Genomic DNA, 16,216 nt, shown 5'->3' on the forward strand with positions numbered 1-16,216 from the left:
GGAAATACTTTGAGTAAGCAACTAATGAAATATGGTTTAGATGATATTTTAGTATATAAAAACAAACAAAAACCAATCATTAAACAAATTATTAAAAGTGAAAGAAAGCCAATTAGAATAAAGGAAACACTTGCAACTAGAAAAAATATGTATATACTGTCAGTGCTTACTATTATTTTTAATATATTTTTAGCAAATATAGTCACTAATTTTATATTCAATATTATTAATAACTTTAAATATATAACGAAAGTAAATCAGTTTGACAAGGCTAATATACTAGATAAAACTGAAATTATATCTAATAGAATGAGTTATATATTTTTAAATAATCAAAAATTAATCGATTTAACAATAAAACCAAATCAACATCTGTTGATTTGGTTAATTTTATTTTCAGCTATGACACTGATTATACTACGTTTTCTGTATAAATTCTATGTAGCACATAGAAAAATGCATTACGGACAAAAAGGGGATGCAAAGTTTGCAGAAATAAAAGAATTAAAAAAGCAATATGTCAGCGTTCCACAGCAATGCACAGAATATAAAGGACAGCCAGGTGTTCCTATAACGCACTATAATGATTTACCAAAAATATTTAGAGCTGTGCCTTTAATAAAGTTAGGCGAAAAACAGCTTATTAATCCTTTATCGAAGCTTTTTTATAACGGTAGATACTTAATTGATCAGGACACAATCAATGTAATGGTTATCGGTACTTCACGTTCAGGTAAAGGTGAATCGATGGTTTTTCCAGCAACAGATATAGATACAAGAGCTAGTGAAAAACCATCTTTAGTATTCAACGATCCAAAAGGTGAATTGTATGCTGGATCATACGAAACACTCAGAAAAAGAGGTTATGACGTTGAAGTTTTAAACCTTTTAAATCCTGATGATGGCATGAGTTATAATATGCTACAAATCATTAAAGATGAATATATTAAGGGTGACTTTGCACAAGCAGAGGCTTATGCAGTTACTTTAACAAGTACTTTGTTTCCATCTCCAGAAAGTGGAGATAGCTTCTGGCAGGATTCGGCCGCAGGTCTTGTTAATGCTTTAATATTTACTGTTATTCAAAGAGCCTTAGATGAAAATAGACCTGACAAAATAACAATGAGAAATGTATATGATCTACTAAATATACTAGGTACGGATAACTATACAGATGATGACGGAGTTGAACATAACGCATTAGATGAGTACATCATGGATATGCCACCTGAAAGTATTGCAAGGAAACAATACGCAACTACACAATTTGCTAGTGGTAATACACGTTCAGGTATCTTAGCAACTGCTTCAACAACCTTGCAAATATTCGTATCAGAAAAGATTTCAAAAATGGGTTCTGCTAATTCTTTAGACTTTACGCGTGTTGGCTTTAATAAAAGAATACGTGTTCGTTTTGATATGAGATATATATTTAAACGTGGCGTTATCCATTATGGATATGGAGAAGAAAATTGTCTATCATCAAACTTTAAAATTGATTCACTAGGATTCATGGAAAATTACTTTAAACGTAAGATGAAAGACGGAGAAATTATTCGTATAGAACTAGATAAAGCAGTTTTTGAGTACAAATTCTATAGAGAAAAGCCGAAAAGAGGTTTTGTAGTCGTTGAGAAAGATCCTTATACAGGAGATCGTATCTATCCAGAAGAAGCTTTCCTAAAAAATATAGAAAAGAATAGTGATATTTTAAAAATCAACTGTTTCTACAGTGAAAAACCAGTAGCAGTGTTTATGGTAATTCCCGATTACGATACTTCAACGCACGTTGTAGCATCTATATTTATATCTCAGCTTTATACAATGTTAGCGAGGAGAGCATCAGAATCAGGAGGTAAATGTCATCAACGTGTTAAATTCAGACTTGATGAATTTGGTAATATGCCAGCAATTCATGACATGGCAAATATTTTGACTGTCTGTTTAGGACGTAATATTCTTTTTGAATTATATGTACAAGGTTACTCACAGGTTACATCAAAGTATGGTAAAGAAAACGGTGAGACAATTAAAGACAACTGTCAGACACATATCTATATAAAGTCAACAAGTAAAGAAACAAACGATGAGATTTCTGCGAAATGTGGTAATACCACTGTTACAACATCATCAAGAACTTCAAATGGTGGCAGTGATTTTTCACAAAACTTTACAGCAGAGCAACAACCTTTAATACATCCTGAATTACTACCAAAGTTCGTAAGAGGAGAAACAATCGTATTACGATTTTTAAAAACGAGTGATAACAACCGAAATAGTATCAGACCTGAGCCGATCTATAATGTGAATGAAACTAAACTACCATTTAGATTTGAGTTTTTAGGTGATGACTTTGAACCAGCAAATCAATTTGCTGATTTTGATATACCTTCTAAACACAGACATCTTAACTTACGTGACTTCATGATTGATTGGAAACATAAACCGACCCAGCTAGATTTAACTGCTAATGGATATATAGCAAGTCTTGAAATGCCTCATAAAGATAAAGAAAAACTTAAAGAAGCATGTATGCAGTTTACAGGTAGTGAAGATTTCTACAAATCAATAATTCAAGCACAAACAAAAGAAAGTGTAATGACTAATATGCAGTCACAATTACAACACTTGAATATTGCTGGTAATCAGTCAGCTGAGATACAACGTCAGATTATGATATTCCTAGAACAACATGATAAAAGCAAAGATGTGTTTGAAAGTGAGACAATTAAAGAACCTAACGAACAACCTATTTATTTATCTGAATACTATTTCGGTGAAAAACTGGAACTAAGATTAATGTGGATAAAAGATAACCTTGAAGATAAATCTCTATATGAAGTATTACTTCAACTCAATGAAGAAGATTTCAATAGAGTGTTAGATGAACACAGTGAAACAAAAGTTAAAAATGGTATTAAACATTTAAAAATAACGTAACGCATAACCTATATGTTATGCGTTATATTTTATGCACTATATTATAATTAAAGCAGGTGAATTTTTAGTGGCAGAACAAATATTAGATCAATTCGATTATCTGTTTACACAACAGAATTTTTTATGGATGGTATTAATGCCTCTATTATGGGGAATCGTTAAAGTTTTTCATACAACGGTATCAGCATTAGAAGGTGGATTAGATACCATCCTTACATTCAATGGATTTTTTGAAAATGAAGGACTTAATAATATAATGAATACGGTCAATCCAATCGCAATGGCACTTTTTGCGATATCTATAGCCTATATTGGTTATATGATAATGACGGGTAAAAATCTCAATAGACAAGGCGTATTTACAAATGTACTTCTCGCAATCGGATTTATTCTTGGATTTTCATATTTAACATCCACCCTTAATGATTTATCGACAGATTTAGTCAATGCTGGTAAGCAGGCAGGTGTTAAAGGTGAGAATCAAAAGCTTGCAACACAAATTGTTGCGACAAATACAACAGATTTACTATATATGGAAAGAAAAGCGAAATGGCAAGAAAACAAAGATACTTTTATTAATAATGATATCACGGAAAAAACCTTTCCTTATAAAGATTTTACAGGAGTAATTAATGCATCTAAAGAAAAAGAAGGTGTAGAGGAAGCTGGTGATTATGATTACAAGTTAAGTTCCGAAGAAAAGAAGATTTTTGCAAATAAATTAGTAGATAAAGAAGATGGTTCGAGAGAACTACAAGAAATTAAACCTGCTGATTTTCCTTTTATCGGACAGGTATCATTTTTAAATCAATGGTATTACAGATATCATGCGAATTTTCTACCTATGTTTATACAATTTGGGGTAGTTGCATTTGTACTGATTTTCTCAATGTTTAAAACAATGTTATTAATGTTAGAGATTGCGTTCCAAAAAATAATTGCACCGTGGGTAGTAGCAACAGACTTAACAACAGGGCAAAAGATGAAACAACTATTTAATAATCTGGTTTTAAACTATGCGAGTATAGGGATTTTAATGTTCGTAATTAAAATCTATATGTTAGCAATGACTTATATTTCAACGTTAGGCTGGAATCCGTGGATTGTATCAATTGCTATGATCGCTTTAGGTAAATTCGTAATAGATGGTCCAGAAGAAGCTAAACGTCTACTTGGAATTGATGTAGGTGTTAAAGATGGATATCAAGCTCTGATGGGTTCTCTTGCAGTAGCAGGGGCAGGATTAGGTCTTGCAAAGGGTACTGCTGGTTTAGCTAAAGGTGGAGCAGGCAAACTGGCAGAATGGCGTGAAAAACGTGATCAAGTTGATGATAAAGGAAATAAAATCAGAAAACCTGGAATGGCTGAACGAATCGGTAAAGCAGGATCAGAAGGTATCTATTCAATGGCTGGAATAGCTGGTGAAATGTCTGAGGTCGGTACTAAAGGTTATGCTGTAAATGCTACAAAAGAAGGTATTCAAAAATCTAAGGAAGCATTATCTTCTAAAATTGAGAGTGCGATGGAGGCTGTCAAGACACCAGGTTCTAACGTAAGTGAAGCATTTGAGGAAGGAAAAGCAAAAGCAACTTCATATGCAGTAGCAAGTGCAGAGGCAATGACAGGAACTACTCCTGAAAGTAGAAACGCAATCAATAAAGTGCTTAATGACAACGAAGGTGCTTTAACACCATCTGAAAGAACAGTACTTGAAAAGGTTGTTAGAGGTGGCGAAGATCTTACGCCATCAGAGAGAACAATACTTGAAAGATTATCAGGAACAAGTGTATTAAGTGATGCAGATAGAGATGCAGTAAGGACTGTTACTGAACAATTAAATACTACAGGCACTGCATCGACAGAAGATAAAATGGCAGTTCATAGAATACTTGAAGAAAAATCAGGGGATTTAGCCCCACAAGATAGAACAGCAATTGAACGTCTAATGCAGGAACCTGGAAATCTTACAACTGAGGATAGAACAGCAATTGAAAGAGTAATTGAAGATAAGAGTAATTCATTATCAGCAGAGGACAGAACAGCACTTGAACGTGTGTTAAGACAAGATTTAGGTAGTCAACCAGTTTCACAAGATCGTACAGCTATGGAAAGAATTATTCATCAAGATTCAGGTAATACAATGACACCACAGGACAGAACAGCAATAGAGAGAGTATTACATCAAGATTCAAACAATTTAGGTGATAAAGATAGACAAGTATTAGAAAGAGTAATGCAACAAAATGGGGTCGCTACACCACAAGACAGAACAGCAATTGAAAGAATTATTCAAGACAAGGGTAATAATCTATCATCACAAGATCGTACTGCAATGGAACGTTTAATAACACAACCTTCAACTAATATTGGAAATGAAGATAAAACAGCAATTCAAAGATTAATATCACAACCAGATTCAAATGTATCTTCACAAGACAGAACAGCTATAGAAAGAGTAATATCAAATCCTACAAGTGCTACAGCTCAAGATAAAGTAGCATTTGAACGAGTAATGCAACAACAATCAGGTAATATGAATAATTCACAAAAAGTAGCATTTGAACGTGTGAATCAAACTTTAGGCAATCAAATACATTCAACAGGCAATAATATTAATCAGTCTGTAAATCAAACGCAAGGCACAACAATCGGTGGGAATAATAGTCCACTGAACAGGGCAGTAAATGAAACACAAGGCACATCAGTTGGTGGCAACAACAGTCCACTGACAAGAGCAGTAAATGAAACACAAGGCACATCAGTTGGTGGCAACAATAGTCCCCTGACAAGAGCAGTAAATGAAACACAAGGCACATCAGTTGGTGGCAACAATAGTCCACTGAACAGGGCAGTAAATGAAACACAAGGCACATCAGTTGGTGGCAACAATAGTCCACTGAACAGGGCAGTAAATGAAACACAAGGCACATCAGTTGGTGGCAACAACAGTCCACTGACAAGAGCAGTAAATGAAACACAGGGAACATCAGTTGGTGGCAACAACAGTCCACTGAACAGGGCAGTAAATGAAACACAAGGCACATCAGTTGGTGGCAACAACAGTCCACTGACAAGAGCAGTAAATGAAACACAAGGCACAAAAGTTAATTCAGATACAAATGGGTTGAAAAGAGTGGATGAAGTATTTGGAAATAAACTTAATAGTACATCAGAAAATGTTACGCTTCGACCTACTACCTCTCAACAATCTAAAAGTATTGAGTTTCCTGAAATCAATTTAAACAAATCAAAAGACTAGAGAATAATCTCTAGTCTTTTCTTTAAAGTAAAGGATGATAATATGGCGAATAATGGTTATGTAATACCAAAGGATATGAAAGCTGACATTTTAATCAAGGGAAGATTATCTATTAAAGATATTGGAATAATTGTAGTGTTTCTTGTATTAGGATTTGTAGTAAGCAATTTTGTACATGCGACTGGATTACTAAAAGCGATAATAGTAATTGTACATTTATTGATAGGTTTTATTGCAACAGCAAAACCTAAAGGAAATCCTGATAAATCAATGTATTTGGTCGTTTTGTCAATGTTCAAGATGGATAGACAGGGCTATAGAAGCCTAGACCATTCAAGATATAATCAAAAGGAGATGAAATAATATAATGGCTGGTTTTGTAGAACCTAAGAAAATAGCAATAAAGCGAGATAGACAAGAACGAAAAAAAAGTAAAGACAAATCAATAGATTTAACAGTATTATCTGTAATGCCTTACAAACAAATAACACAAGAGGGTTATTTAATGTTAGATGATAACACTTACTTAGAAATGTACCAATTTGAAACACACGCTTTAAGTACAATAAACGAAGATGAAAATAGTGGTTTAATGATTAAACTTGCAAATTTTTATCGTATAAATATAGAAGATCTAAAAATAATTTCTTTCAAATATCCTTCAGATACAGAAGAACAACAAAATTACTGGTTACACAAATATGAAACTACTTCTAATCCATTACAAAAACAATATTGTCATGAACAAATCAGAAGATTACAGCTATCAGCAAAATCACATAAAGAAATGGATCATTATTGTTTTGTATATGCTGAAACTAAAAGAAGTATGGATGTCATGAAAGAAAACATTAGACAGACAAATAATGGATTATTAAAAAGAAAATCATTAAGTGCTAAAAAGAAAGAAAATGTACTGTTCCAGTTGAACAATATGAATACGCAATATTTATAATATTTAACTATTGAATGAATAATGAACGAATTATAAATACAAAGAAAAGTACTTTATCATTAGGATAGAGTGCTTTTTTAATTAAAGGAGAATATAAATGTTTGGACTAAAGAAAAAAGAACAGGCGTTAGTTAAAACTAAAGTAGAAGATTATATAGAAGATAACTATGATTTAGAATTAATTTCTCGTGTACAACCACAAGGTGGTATTTCATTTAAAGATAATTATGTACAAAAAGGTGATGGATATGAGGCATGTCTTACAGTATATGCTTATCCTTCTTCTGTATACGATAACTGGCTAAGAACAATTGTAAATCGTGATGGAGTGATTGTAGTACAAGATATTTCAACAGCAGATAAAGAACAAGTACGTTTAAATTTGAAACGTTCGTTATCAGAACAGGCCGCACGTATTCAAGATCAAAAGGCAGATGCAATGACTAAAAGTGCAGCCACTGATGTATATCAAACATTATTAGGTGTTTCTCATATGATGAATGATCAAGGTGAACAAATTAAACACCTTGTTATTAGATTATTTGTATCTCAACCAACTTTAGAGAAATTAGACAATTTATTAGCACAAATTCGTGTAGATTTGGAAGCAAGAGGATTTAAATCTCAGGTGATGAACTTTGAATCGAAAGAAGCATGGCAATCTTTAATTTATAATCATAGTCAGCAAAAAAAGAAACATGGTATCAATTTTAAAGTAGGACAACAACTTCCTACAGTAACTTTAGGTGCTGGATATCCATTCGATCATACTTCAATTAATGATGAGTACGGTGCGTTTATTGGTACTACAGAGACTGGTGGTCCAGTGTACCTTGATATGTTTAAGGTTGATAATATCAGAAAATCATTCAACTCAATTGTATTTGGGATGATGGGTTCTGGTAAATCGACTTTCTTAAAGGTAATTGAAGAAGAACAATTTGCAAGAAATCATTTTATCAGAGGATTTGATAAAGCAGGCGATTTTAGACAAGTAGTAAAAGAACAAGGTGGTAAAACAGTTTCACTTGATGGTTCTAACGGAATGATTAATATGCTTGAAATTATGGCTACAGCTACAAGTGATAAAATTGACGATCCAAACTCAGACAGCTATGATTTAACAATTGATGAAGGTGCATGTTTTACACAACATCTATCAAAACTAGAAATGCAATTTGGATTAATGAACCCTGATCTTACGAAAACAGAAATTATGATTTTATCTGGCTATTTCAACGATTTTTATTGTTCTATCGGATTATGGTCAAAAGATCCAGAAGAAAAGAACACGAAGGTAGTTACAGGATTAAGACCAGAAGAATATCCGACTTTATCACAGTTTAGAGCCTATGTTGAAAGTATTCCAGAAGATATAAATACAGCAGAAGCAAAATCTAAAATTATGACTACATTAAATAATATGATTAATGTATATGGAAATGTTTTTGATGGTCATACTTCAATCCCTAACATGGACGAAGAACAAATTGTATTTTATAACATTGAACAACTTGAAAAACTATCTGATAACGTATTTAGATGTCAATTATACGTAGCATTATCGTTAATTTGGTCACAGGCTTTAAAGAACGGTAAAAAATATAAAAAGATGATTGAAGATGGCGTAATAGACAGTAAGGATGCACGACGTTTTATGGTGTTTATTGATGAGTGTCAAAATATCGTTAATGTAAATAACTTAGATACAGTAGAATTTATCGTAAACTTTATGAAAGAGATGCGTAAATACCTTGCTGGTGTTATCTTTGCGACACAATCACCAAAACAATTACTTCCTGAGAATAGTAATAATGATGCAACTACACAGCTAAAACAAATCTTCTCATTAACACAGTATAAATTCTTTTTCCAAATTGACAGAGCTGATATTGATTCTGTAAAAGATGTGTTAGGAGAAACGATTAAGGCTTCTGAATATGCAATTATTCCTCAACTTGGAAAAGGGGAAGCTATTCTGAGTATTCAAGGTTCAAATAATACATTATTCCATAATGATGTTGACAAAAAACAATTAGATCGTTTCAGTGGTGGACAATAAGAAAGGATGCTTAGATTATGAATAAAAACAAAGGATTCCTCATTTCAGTAGTAGCAGTTATATTATTAACTGCTATTTTATTTTTTTTCTTAACACAAAATAACGAAAGTAAAACAGATACTGTTAATTTTAAAGACGAAGTGGCAATAAAAGAGATTGCAGAAAAGTTTACAAAAGTAATGTATACAATGAAACAAAATGAATCGTACAATTCAAAAAAAGATAGAGTTGATTCTTTAATTACTAAAGAATTATCTAAAAAGTTATTTGAAAGAAAAGATATTTTTAATATCTATGGTGATATTAAGGTAACAGAGATAAAAGTAAATATTGACGGTACTAAGGCATATATAGATTTAAAACAAGAACTTCCGAAGGAGTTAGTAACAGATTCTAATAAATCAAAATCACAAAAAGCAGAACTAGATTTCATTAAAGATAGTAATGATAAATGGAAAATAAAAAGTTTTAAATCAATAAAATAAATACATTGACGCTATTAAATAATTTTTAATAGCGTTTTTTTATGGAGGAAAACTGATGAAAGAATTCGCTAAGGACAAGGTGAAACAATTTGTAAAGAAAAAAATATGGATGTGGATTGTAGGACTATTAACTGCTTCAACTACTTTAACAGTTATACTTACAGGAGCATTAGCAATCATATTAATCACTTCTTTAATTATGCTTGGTGGAGAAGAAAAGGGATTTAATGAAAATCAAAATATTGATCCTTGCGTTTCTGGTGGTGGAACATATAGTGGAGGACAAATTGATCCAAATAAAATAAAAACGATTTTTGAGGCTAATGCAAAAGGTGGAGCGTTAGAAGGAAAAGGGATGTATATTGTTAAGTCAGCAGAAAAACATAAAGTGCCACCCAAAATTGCAATTGCCATAATTGCTATGGAAAGTGGTTGGGGTAAAGGTGCAAATGCAACAATTCAACGCAATCCTTATTCAGTAATGGGGAGTGGACCTCTTAGAGTATTTCCTAAAATTGAAGATGGAATTGATGCTGGTTTACAAAATTTATATGACTTATATATTTCACAAGGCTTAGATACACCGGAAAAAATTGGACCTAAGTATGCACCAGTAGGAGCAAGTAATGATCCAACAAATTTAAATAGTAACTGGATTCCATTAGTTAAAAAGACTGTAGAACAGTTTAGTTCTCCAACTGATAAAGAAGGAGCAACAGAAGAAAACGTAAAAGATAAAGCAACAACAGAAGAAAAAACAACAGAAACAGATAAAAAAGATGACAAGAAAAATGAAGATGATGATCCATGTGGTGGATTAGAGATGAGTGGAGATGCAGCCAAACTTGCAGTATCAATTGCATATCCACTAGATAGCAATGCAGACGATGTGCCAGCAGGTGATTCATATGGACGTACAAATGCACCAGCAAAATATAAACAAGCAAAAGCAAAAGCAGAACAAATCGGTGGTAAAGATTATCTTTCTGGATTATACGCTTCATGTGATAGATTTGTAGCTACAGTTATTAAAAATACAACAGATAAAAATCTACCGTGGGGTGCAACAGACAGTCAAGAAAGATATTTATCTAGCAGTCCTAACTGGAAACGTTACAGTAAGAAAAGCGAAGCAAAACCAGGCGATATATGGGTAACAAAATCAAATGGTCATGTAATTTTATATGTAGGTAAATATAAAGGGATTGACACAATTGCACATGCATCATATTTAGATCGTGTTGGTGGGTTAGATAGATCCTCATATTTAAATGAAAACATGATTGACTTAGGTGGAAGATCTTATTGGGGTTATCATTATGTAGGAAAAAAATCTAAATAAAGGTGTGAGAAAAAATGAAAAAAGGAAATATATTTTTTGCTGTAATTATTGTATTAATAATTGCAGTTGTAATCACTAATTGTACAAATAAGAAAAAGGATAATACAAATGATATTAAAAATACAGAAGTACAAGAGGCTAATACAGAAGAAATGATTAAAACAAATGAATCAGAAGCAATTACAGACAGTAGTACGGAAGAACCGAAATTAAATACTAAAAAAGAAGAAATTAAAGATGTCCCAGTAAATAATATGGATGAAAAAGAAATATCCGAAAGATTTATTGAGGCTATGTTAGTATTACGATCAGGAAAGAGTAATGAAGTAGCGATGAATAGATTAAAAAATATAACGACCCCTCAATATTTTGAAAAGATGAAGATAATATTTGAAGGTAGAGATGATATAGAATTATTAAATATTAAAGAGATAAATGCCGAAGAACATTTAGAAAAAACTAAAAGTATGCCAAAAGGTTATAAAGCAATGAGAGTTAATTATGTAGGAACAATTAAATATCCTGATGGTAGCATTGAAGAAGAAGTAATGACATATGTTGTTTATTTAAAACAAATTAATAACAAATATTTAGTATCATCTATGGCAGTTTAAAATAGGAGGACTATATGACAAATCAAAAAATATCAGGTTTAGTAATTATTCTTTTAACATTATTACTTTTTGGGGGCTATTTAATCACAAACAAAAAAGTAAGTTTAATTGAAAAAGAAAATACTGAATTAAAAAATGAAATAAAAAATAACTATGTATCAAAAGATAGTATTCCAAAAAATAATACAGAGACATTTAATAGTAATAAGCTAAACGAATTTAATAAGTCATTTGTTTCAAATCTGTACAGTAATAAAAATTTAAAAGAGAAAAATATTTTTCTAAATAATAATAGTAATAACAGTGCAAAAGATTATCTAATAAAATTTCAGTTTATTGCAGACAATGACAAAGAAATAAATGAAGAAAAAGAAATAAAAGAAGAATATGTATTAGATATGAGTGGATTGTCATCAGAAGAAAAATCAAACTATGAAATTAAAACAAATGGTGATATTAAGTCAGATGCTAGTATTAAAACTGATAATATTAATTTATATATTCAGAATGAGAACAATGATTTATTAGAAGGAATAACTACTTTCCAGGTCACGACAACAATAGATAATAAAGGAACAACAACAAATTATATTATGAAAGCAGATTATATAAAATATAAAGACACTTATAAGGTAGACAATATATATTCTATAAGTCCTTTAACAGAAGAAAAAACAAATGAAATATTCAAATAGGAGATAGAGTGATGATAAAAACAAGAGAAAGTAAATTTAATGCTAGATTTTTTTACTCAATTTCAATTGCATTATTAGTAGGAGCATACATTTTATTGTATGCTCTTAGTTTTTTTAAAAGTGATCCTCAAAATAATATGCTAATGAAAGAAAATGAAACTTATACAATAGGAGATTATAAAGTATATTTGATGGATCAAAAATATAATCCAGAAACAGAAACATTTATTGCAAAGTTTTTTATAAAGGAGAAAGAATCTTCATTATTTTTCCTACCACTTACAGAAAAAAATTTTTCAACTACAGTTCACTTAAAAGATGATTTAAATAAAAAGTATAATTCTAAACTATTAATGCCTAATAAAAACTTTTTAGTAATGGCGATTAATAACTATAAAAAGGATGATGGTATTTTAAAAACTGATTTAGAATTGAAAACAGATGTAGTAACAATAGATAAAGATAAATCTAATAGTTTAAGCACATCATTTTATTTTAGTAATAATGAAGCAGATCAAGACAATAATATAAAGTTTTACGATAAAGAGATTTATTATGAGGAAGGTGCAAAATATCAAAGAACGTTTATTGATAAAGATATTAAATCTGTAAATAAAACTATAGAAAAATACCAAGCTGAAATTGAAAATGCAAAATCACAGATTAAATTGATTGATACTAAAATGAGTGAATTTAATGAAGATGAACGTAATGAAGCTAATATGAAGCAGGAAGAATTTAAAAAGTTTATTAGTGAAAATAACAAAAAGATTGAAGAACAAAACAAAAAAAATAATAGAGCTTGAAGCAGAGAAGAAGAAAACTTTCTCTCAGTCTTAAATATAGCTCTTTTGTATTAATTTTAAAACATGAGCATAAGGGAAAGTGATATCACATTGCCCTGACGGGCAAACTTCGGCAGAGCCGAAGTGTGATTAAATCGGCAGTGCCGATTACTTTCTATGTATGGTATATGTACGTATGCTGTGATATCACATTTTTGTTTTATTACGTACATATTATGTACAAAATATTAGGCTATATGCACATATACCATACACTGTACATACATATGATGCACACTGTATATGTATGTATATCAAAAATCTAAATAATTGTTTATGTATGGTATTTGTATGCATATTAAAGTTTTTTTATTTTTATATGTATGTAATATATACGTACATAATAAAAGGAGAACTAATTTTGAATTTCTTAATAAGAAATATTGATGAGGGAACTTATAACAAATTAAAGAGCTATTCAGAGGATAATGAAGTTTCAATGAATGAATTAGTAAATATAATTTTAGATAGAGCAATAGCTACAAATGAATTAAAGTCATTTACCCAACAGTTAGATGATGATATAAAACAGTTGATTAATGTAAATAATAATATGATAAGCGTTTTAAATAAACAATCTAAAACAATTGAATTGATGACTAATGTTATAAAAAACTTAATTGATTAAAGGAGAATATTTTATGAATAACAACGGAAAAAGAAAAACATATTATTTGTCTGAGGCGAATATATTAAAGTTAGATGAATTAAAAACAGAAAAAGGATTAACAAACATGAATCAAGTATTAACTTATTTATTTGAAAAAGAAGAAGAATGTTTAAGAAATAATTATCAATCATTCAATGATAAATTAATAGCAATTGATAAAACTTCTGAAATGATATTAGAAATTGTTTCTTGGAGTGCAGATAGAAATGATCATATTCCAGTAATGTCTTTTAAAGAAGGTCAAAATATTAGTTACAACAAAGCAAAAGAATTTGTAGAAGAAAATAAACAACAAACAATAAAGAAAAAGAAAGATTCATTTTTTCTGTAATAAATTAGAGGTGATTTAAATTGAGACCAGGGATAGTAATGGTATCAAATTATGTAGTTGGTAGCAAAAAATCATTCAGTGGGATTATTGATTACTATGAAAGATACGAAAAAAAGAAAGGAAATAATGTCATTAACTTTGATGATATTGAAAGAATGAATTCTTCTTTTTATGACAATGATATTTTATTATCGAGATCTGAAAAGAAATTACTAAAAGAGTATAGTCAATATAAAAACGCAGGAGGTGAAAATGATTTATTAGATTATATAAAAGAAACAAATAATGAAAAAGAAATTAATTACGGTAATTACATCAATTATATGAATAAAAATGTAAAAGCATCTGGATTATTTGGTGATACATCAAATCACTTTTCATATGAAGAAAAAATAAATATGAAAGATTTATTTAATAATGGGCAGGAAAATGGATCTGTTTTATGGGGAAATGTATATTCTTTTGATAATGAGTTTTTAGAAAAACATAATTTATTAGATAAAGAAACAGGTTATCTTAATGAGATTAGAATCAAACAAGCTGTAAGAGAATCAGTTAGAGTAATGCTTAAAGAAGAAAATTTAGATGCTTCTGCAGTATGGTGTGGAGAAATACATTACGACACCGATAATATTCATGTTCATACTTCAATAGTTGAAATGAAAAATACAAGACCTATGGTCGAAATTGAGAAGAAGAAAAGAATTGATAGCAAAACTTATGAGAAAACAGGTGAGTTTGAATTACAGCCTAAAGCAAAATTAAAACAAAAAACATTAGATAAAATGAAAAGTACTTTTGCTAATAAACTTATAGATCGTTCTAAAGATTTAGAACAAATCTCTGACCTACGTTTTGAACTGCACCATTCTATTAAAATAGATGAACAAAGTTTAGAACAAAAGAAGTTGTTAAAAAATATTCGTGATTCATTACCTCAAAATAAAAAAGATTGGCAATACAATAATACAAAATTAGATAATCATAGACATCTTATTGATAGGTATAATGAGAATTATATTAATAAGTATCATAAAGATTCATATAATGAGTTTGTAGGATTGTTGGATAAAGAAGAAGAATTTTATAAAGAGATCTATGGTGAAGGAAAAGAAAATAGATATAAGAATTATAAAGAAAATAAGATTTCTGAATTAAAATCAAAAATGGGTAATGAACTGTTAAAAGAAATGAAGAAAGAAACACAAAGTATTGAGTATAAAAAAGGGAATAAACCTCAACAATCTTTAAATAACAATAAATTTAAAATGATTAGCAGAGAAAATTATAATAACAATTACAATAATTCATACGGGAATAATAAACTAAATTTTACTTCTCCTAAAGTTAATTTGTTCAAAATGAATAATGCAATAAAGAAAACATTTAGATCAGAAAAGCATAACAGAGAATTAGAATATCAGCATAACCAATTACAACAAAATATAGAGAGAGATTTACAGAGACAAGCATACGAGCAAGAAAGATAACAATATAAAATTATTAAAAGGAGGTGATAATAATGAATACAGATTTATGTCCTGTTATTGATACTGATAATATCTTAAACAAAGTAGTAGTTTATAGTCCATTATTAAAAGAAAACTTGGAAGTTAAAGTTGAAAAAGATTTTATTGATTCAATTAATCAAGAAGATGAACAAGTTTATTTAAATATTGATATTGAAAAAAAAGAAGTAGTGGAGGAATAGATGTTGAAAAGGAACTACACCATATACACTAATTATGAAGATAATCCAGAAGAAAAAATTAATATATCATTTGATGGAGAGTATGAAAAAGATAGATTCATACTCTTCATTTCTATTTTACAAAACATTACACACAGCAACTGTATTGATATTGTAAAAGGAGATAAAGCATTAGCAATTCATTATAAAATGACAAAAGAATTTGAAATAATTGAATACTATATAGAATACTGTGCAAGTAATATTGATGATTGGGATTTCACTATTGAAGATCTCAATCATTTTTATTTATCAGAAATTTAATAAA

General features: G+C 29.9%; 15 protein-coding genes. All 15 read left to right on the forward strand.

The features are described from left to right. Positions 1 to 9: 9 nt before the first annotated feature. The 15 genes from BHX94_RS00345 to BHX94_RS00415 all read left to right on the forward strand — a co-directional run bounded on the left by BHX94_RS00345 (position 10) and on the right by BHX94_RS00415 (position 16,212). On the forward strand, positions 10 to 2,940 hold the full coding sequence (locus tag BHX94_RS00345; protein WP_111744459.1) for a VirD4-like conjugal transfer protein, CD1115 family: 2,931 nt from the start codon (positions 10 to 12) through the stop codon (positions 2,938 to 2,940). Positions 2,941 to 2,971: 31 nt separating this feature from the next. Then, on the forward strand, positions 2,972 to 6,199 hold the full coding sequence (locus BHX94_RS00350) for a pLS20_p028 family conjugation system transmembrane protein (protein WP_146606885.1): 3,228 nt from the start codon (positions 2,972 to 2,974) through the stop codon (positions 6,197 to 6,199). Positions 6,200 to 6,241: 42 nt separating this feature from the next. Further along, on the forward strand, positions 6,242 to 6,562 hold the full coding sequence (locus tag BHX94_RS00355; protein WP_111744461.1) for a DUF5592 family protein: 321 nt from the start codon (positions 6,242 to 6,244) through the stop codon (positions 6,560 to 6,562). A gap of 4 nt (positions 6,563 to 6,566) precedes the next feature. After that, positions 6,567 to 7,154: a hypothetical protein gene (locus tag BHX94_RS00360; protein ID WP_111744462.1), complete on the forward strand. Its 588-nt coding sequence runs from the start codon at positions 6,567 to 6,569 to the stop codon at positions 7,152 to 7,154. Positions 7,155 to 7,251: 97 nt separating this feature from the next. Further along, positions 7,252 to 9,216: a VirB4 family type IV secretion system protein gene (locus BHX94_RS00365; protein WP_111744463.1), complete on the forward strand. Its 1,965-nt coding sequence runs from the start codon at positions 7,252 to 7,254 to the stop codon at positions 9,214 to 9,216. Positions 9,217 to 9,233: 17 nt separating this feature from the next. Beyond that, entirely contained in the window at positions 9,234 to 9,701 is a 468-nt protein-coding gene (locus tag BHX94_RS00370; RefSeq protein WP_111744464.1) for a hypothetical protein, read from the forward strand. Positions 9,702 to 9,756: 55 nt separating this feature from the next. Then, positions 9,757 to 11,043, forward strand: a complete 1,287-nt coding sequence (locus tag BHX94_RS00375; protein ID WP_242446631.1) for a glucosaminidase domain-containing protein — start codon at positions 9,757 to 9,759, stop codon at positions 11,041 to 11,043. Positions 11,044 to 11,057: 14 nt separating this feature from the next. Continuing rightward, entirely contained in the window at positions 11,058 to 11,657 is a 600-nt protein-coding gene (locus BHX94_RS00380; protein WP_111744465.1) for a hypothetical protein, read from the forward strand. A gap of 14 nt (positions 11,658 to 11,671) precedes the next feature. After that, positions 11,672 to 12,352 (forward strand): hypothetical protein, encoded by a 681-nt coding sequence (locus BHX94_RS00385; protein ID WP_111744466.1) that lies wholly within the window; start codon positions 11,672 to 11,674, stop codon positions 12,350 to 12,352. Positions 12,353 to 12,363: 11 nt separating this feature from the next. Continuing rightward, entirely contained in the window at positions 12,364 to 13,158 is a 795-nt protein-coding gene (locus BHX94_RS00390) for a coiled-coil domain-containing protein (protein ID WP_111744467.1), read from the forward strand. Positions 13,159 to 13,558: 400 nt separating this feature from the next. Continuing rightward, the gene (locus BHX94_RS00395; protein ID WP_111744468.1) at positions 13,559 to 13,825 is read left to right on the forward strand and encodes a leucine-rich repeat domain-containing protein; all 267 of its coding nucleotides are present in this window, start codon (positions 13,559 to 13,561) and stop codon (positions 13,823 to 13,825) included. A gap of 13 nt (positions 13,826 to 13,838) precedes the next feature. Then, positions 13,839 to 14,198, forward strand: a complete 360-nt coding sequence (locus BHX94_RS00400) for a hypothetical protein (protein ID WP_111744469.1) — start codon at positions 13,839 to 13,841, stop codon at positions 14,196 to 14,198. A 20-nt stretch (positions 14,199 to 14,218) separates the two neighbouring features. Beyond that, on the forward strand, positions 14,219 to 15,688 hold the full coding sequence (gene mobP2, locus BHX94_RS00405) for a MobP2 family relaxase (RefSeq protein ID WP_242446630.1): 1,470 nt from the start codon (positions 14,219 to 14,221) through the stop codon (positions 15,686 to 15,688). 32 nt (positions 15,689 to 15,720) lie between these two features. Beyond that, positions 15,721 to 15,909 (forward strand): hypothetical protein, encoded by a 189-nt coding sequence (locus BHX94_RS00410; RefSeq protein WP_111744470.1) that lies wholly within the window; start codon positions 15,721 to 15,723, stop codon positions 15,907 to 15,909. Beyond that, positions 15,910 to 16,212: a hypothetical protein gene (locus BHX94_RS00415; RefSeq protein ID WP_188018752.1), complete on the forward strand. Its 303-nt coding sequence runs from the start codon at positions 15,910 to 15,912 to the stop codon at positions 16,210 to 16,212. The last annotated feature ends 4 nt before the right edge of the window (positions 16,213 to 16,216 follow it).

The organism is Macrococcoides bohemicum (genome assembly GCF_003259675.1).
In the GTDB taxonomy this organism is placed as follows: domain Bacteria; phylum Bacillota; class Bacilli; order Staphylococcales; family Staphylococcaceae; genus Macrococcoides; species Macrococcoides bohemicum.

What these genes read in the sequence shown, in the direction of transcription:
- BHX94_RS00380 (WP_111744465.1), top strand. Translation starts at nt 11,058, where the DNA reads ATGAAAAAAGGAAATATATTTTTTGCTGTAATTATTGTATTAATAATT.
- BHX94_RS00400 (WP_111744469.1), top strand. Translation starts at nt 13,839, where the DNA reads ATGAATAACAACGGAAAAAGAAAAACATATTATTTGTCTGAGGCGAAT.
- BHX94_RS00390 (WP_111744467.1), top strand. Translation starts at nt 12,364, where the DNA reads ATGATAAAAACAAGAGAAAGTAAATTTAATGCTAGATTTTTTTACTCA.
- BHX94_RS00375 (WP_242446631.1), top strand. Translation starts at nt 9,757, where the DNA reads ATGAAAGAATTCGCTAAGGACAAGGTGAAACAATTTGTAAAGAAAAAA.
- BHX94_RS00360 (WP_111744462.1), top strand. Translation starts at nt 6,567, where the DNA reads ATGGCTGGTTTTGTAGAACCTAAGAAAATAGCAATAAAGCGAGATAGA.
- BHX94_RS00410 (WP_111744470.1), top strand. Translation starts at nt 15,721, where the DNA reads ATGAATACAGATTTATGTCCTGTTATTGATACTGATAATATCTTAAAC.
- BHX94_RS00350 (WP_146606885.1), top strand. Translation starts at nt 2,972, where the DNA reads ATGCACTATATTATAATTAAAGCAGGTGAATTTTTAGTGGCAGAACAA.
- BHX94_RS00365 (WP_111744463.1), top strand. Translation starts at nt 7,252, where the DNA reads ATGTTTGGACTAAAGAAAAAAGAACAGGCGTTAGTTAAAACTAAAGTA.
- BHX94_RS00385 (WP_111744466.1), top strand. Translation starts at nt 11,672, where the DNA reads ATGACAAATCAAAAAATATCAGGTTTAGTAATTATTCTTTTAACATTA.
- BHX94_RS00355 (WP_111744461.1), top strand. Translation starts at nt 6,242, where the DNA reads ATGGCGAATAATGGTTATGTAATACCAAAGGATATGAAAGCTGACATT.
- BHX94_RS00370 (WP_111744464.1), top strand. Translation starts at nt 9,234, where the DNA reads ATGAATAAAAACAAAGGATTCCTCATTTCAGTAGTAGCAGTTATATTA.
- BHX94_RS00415 (WP_188018752.1), top strand. Translation starts at nt 15,910, where the DNA reads ATGTTGAAAAGGAACTACACCATATACACTAATTATGAAGATAATCCA.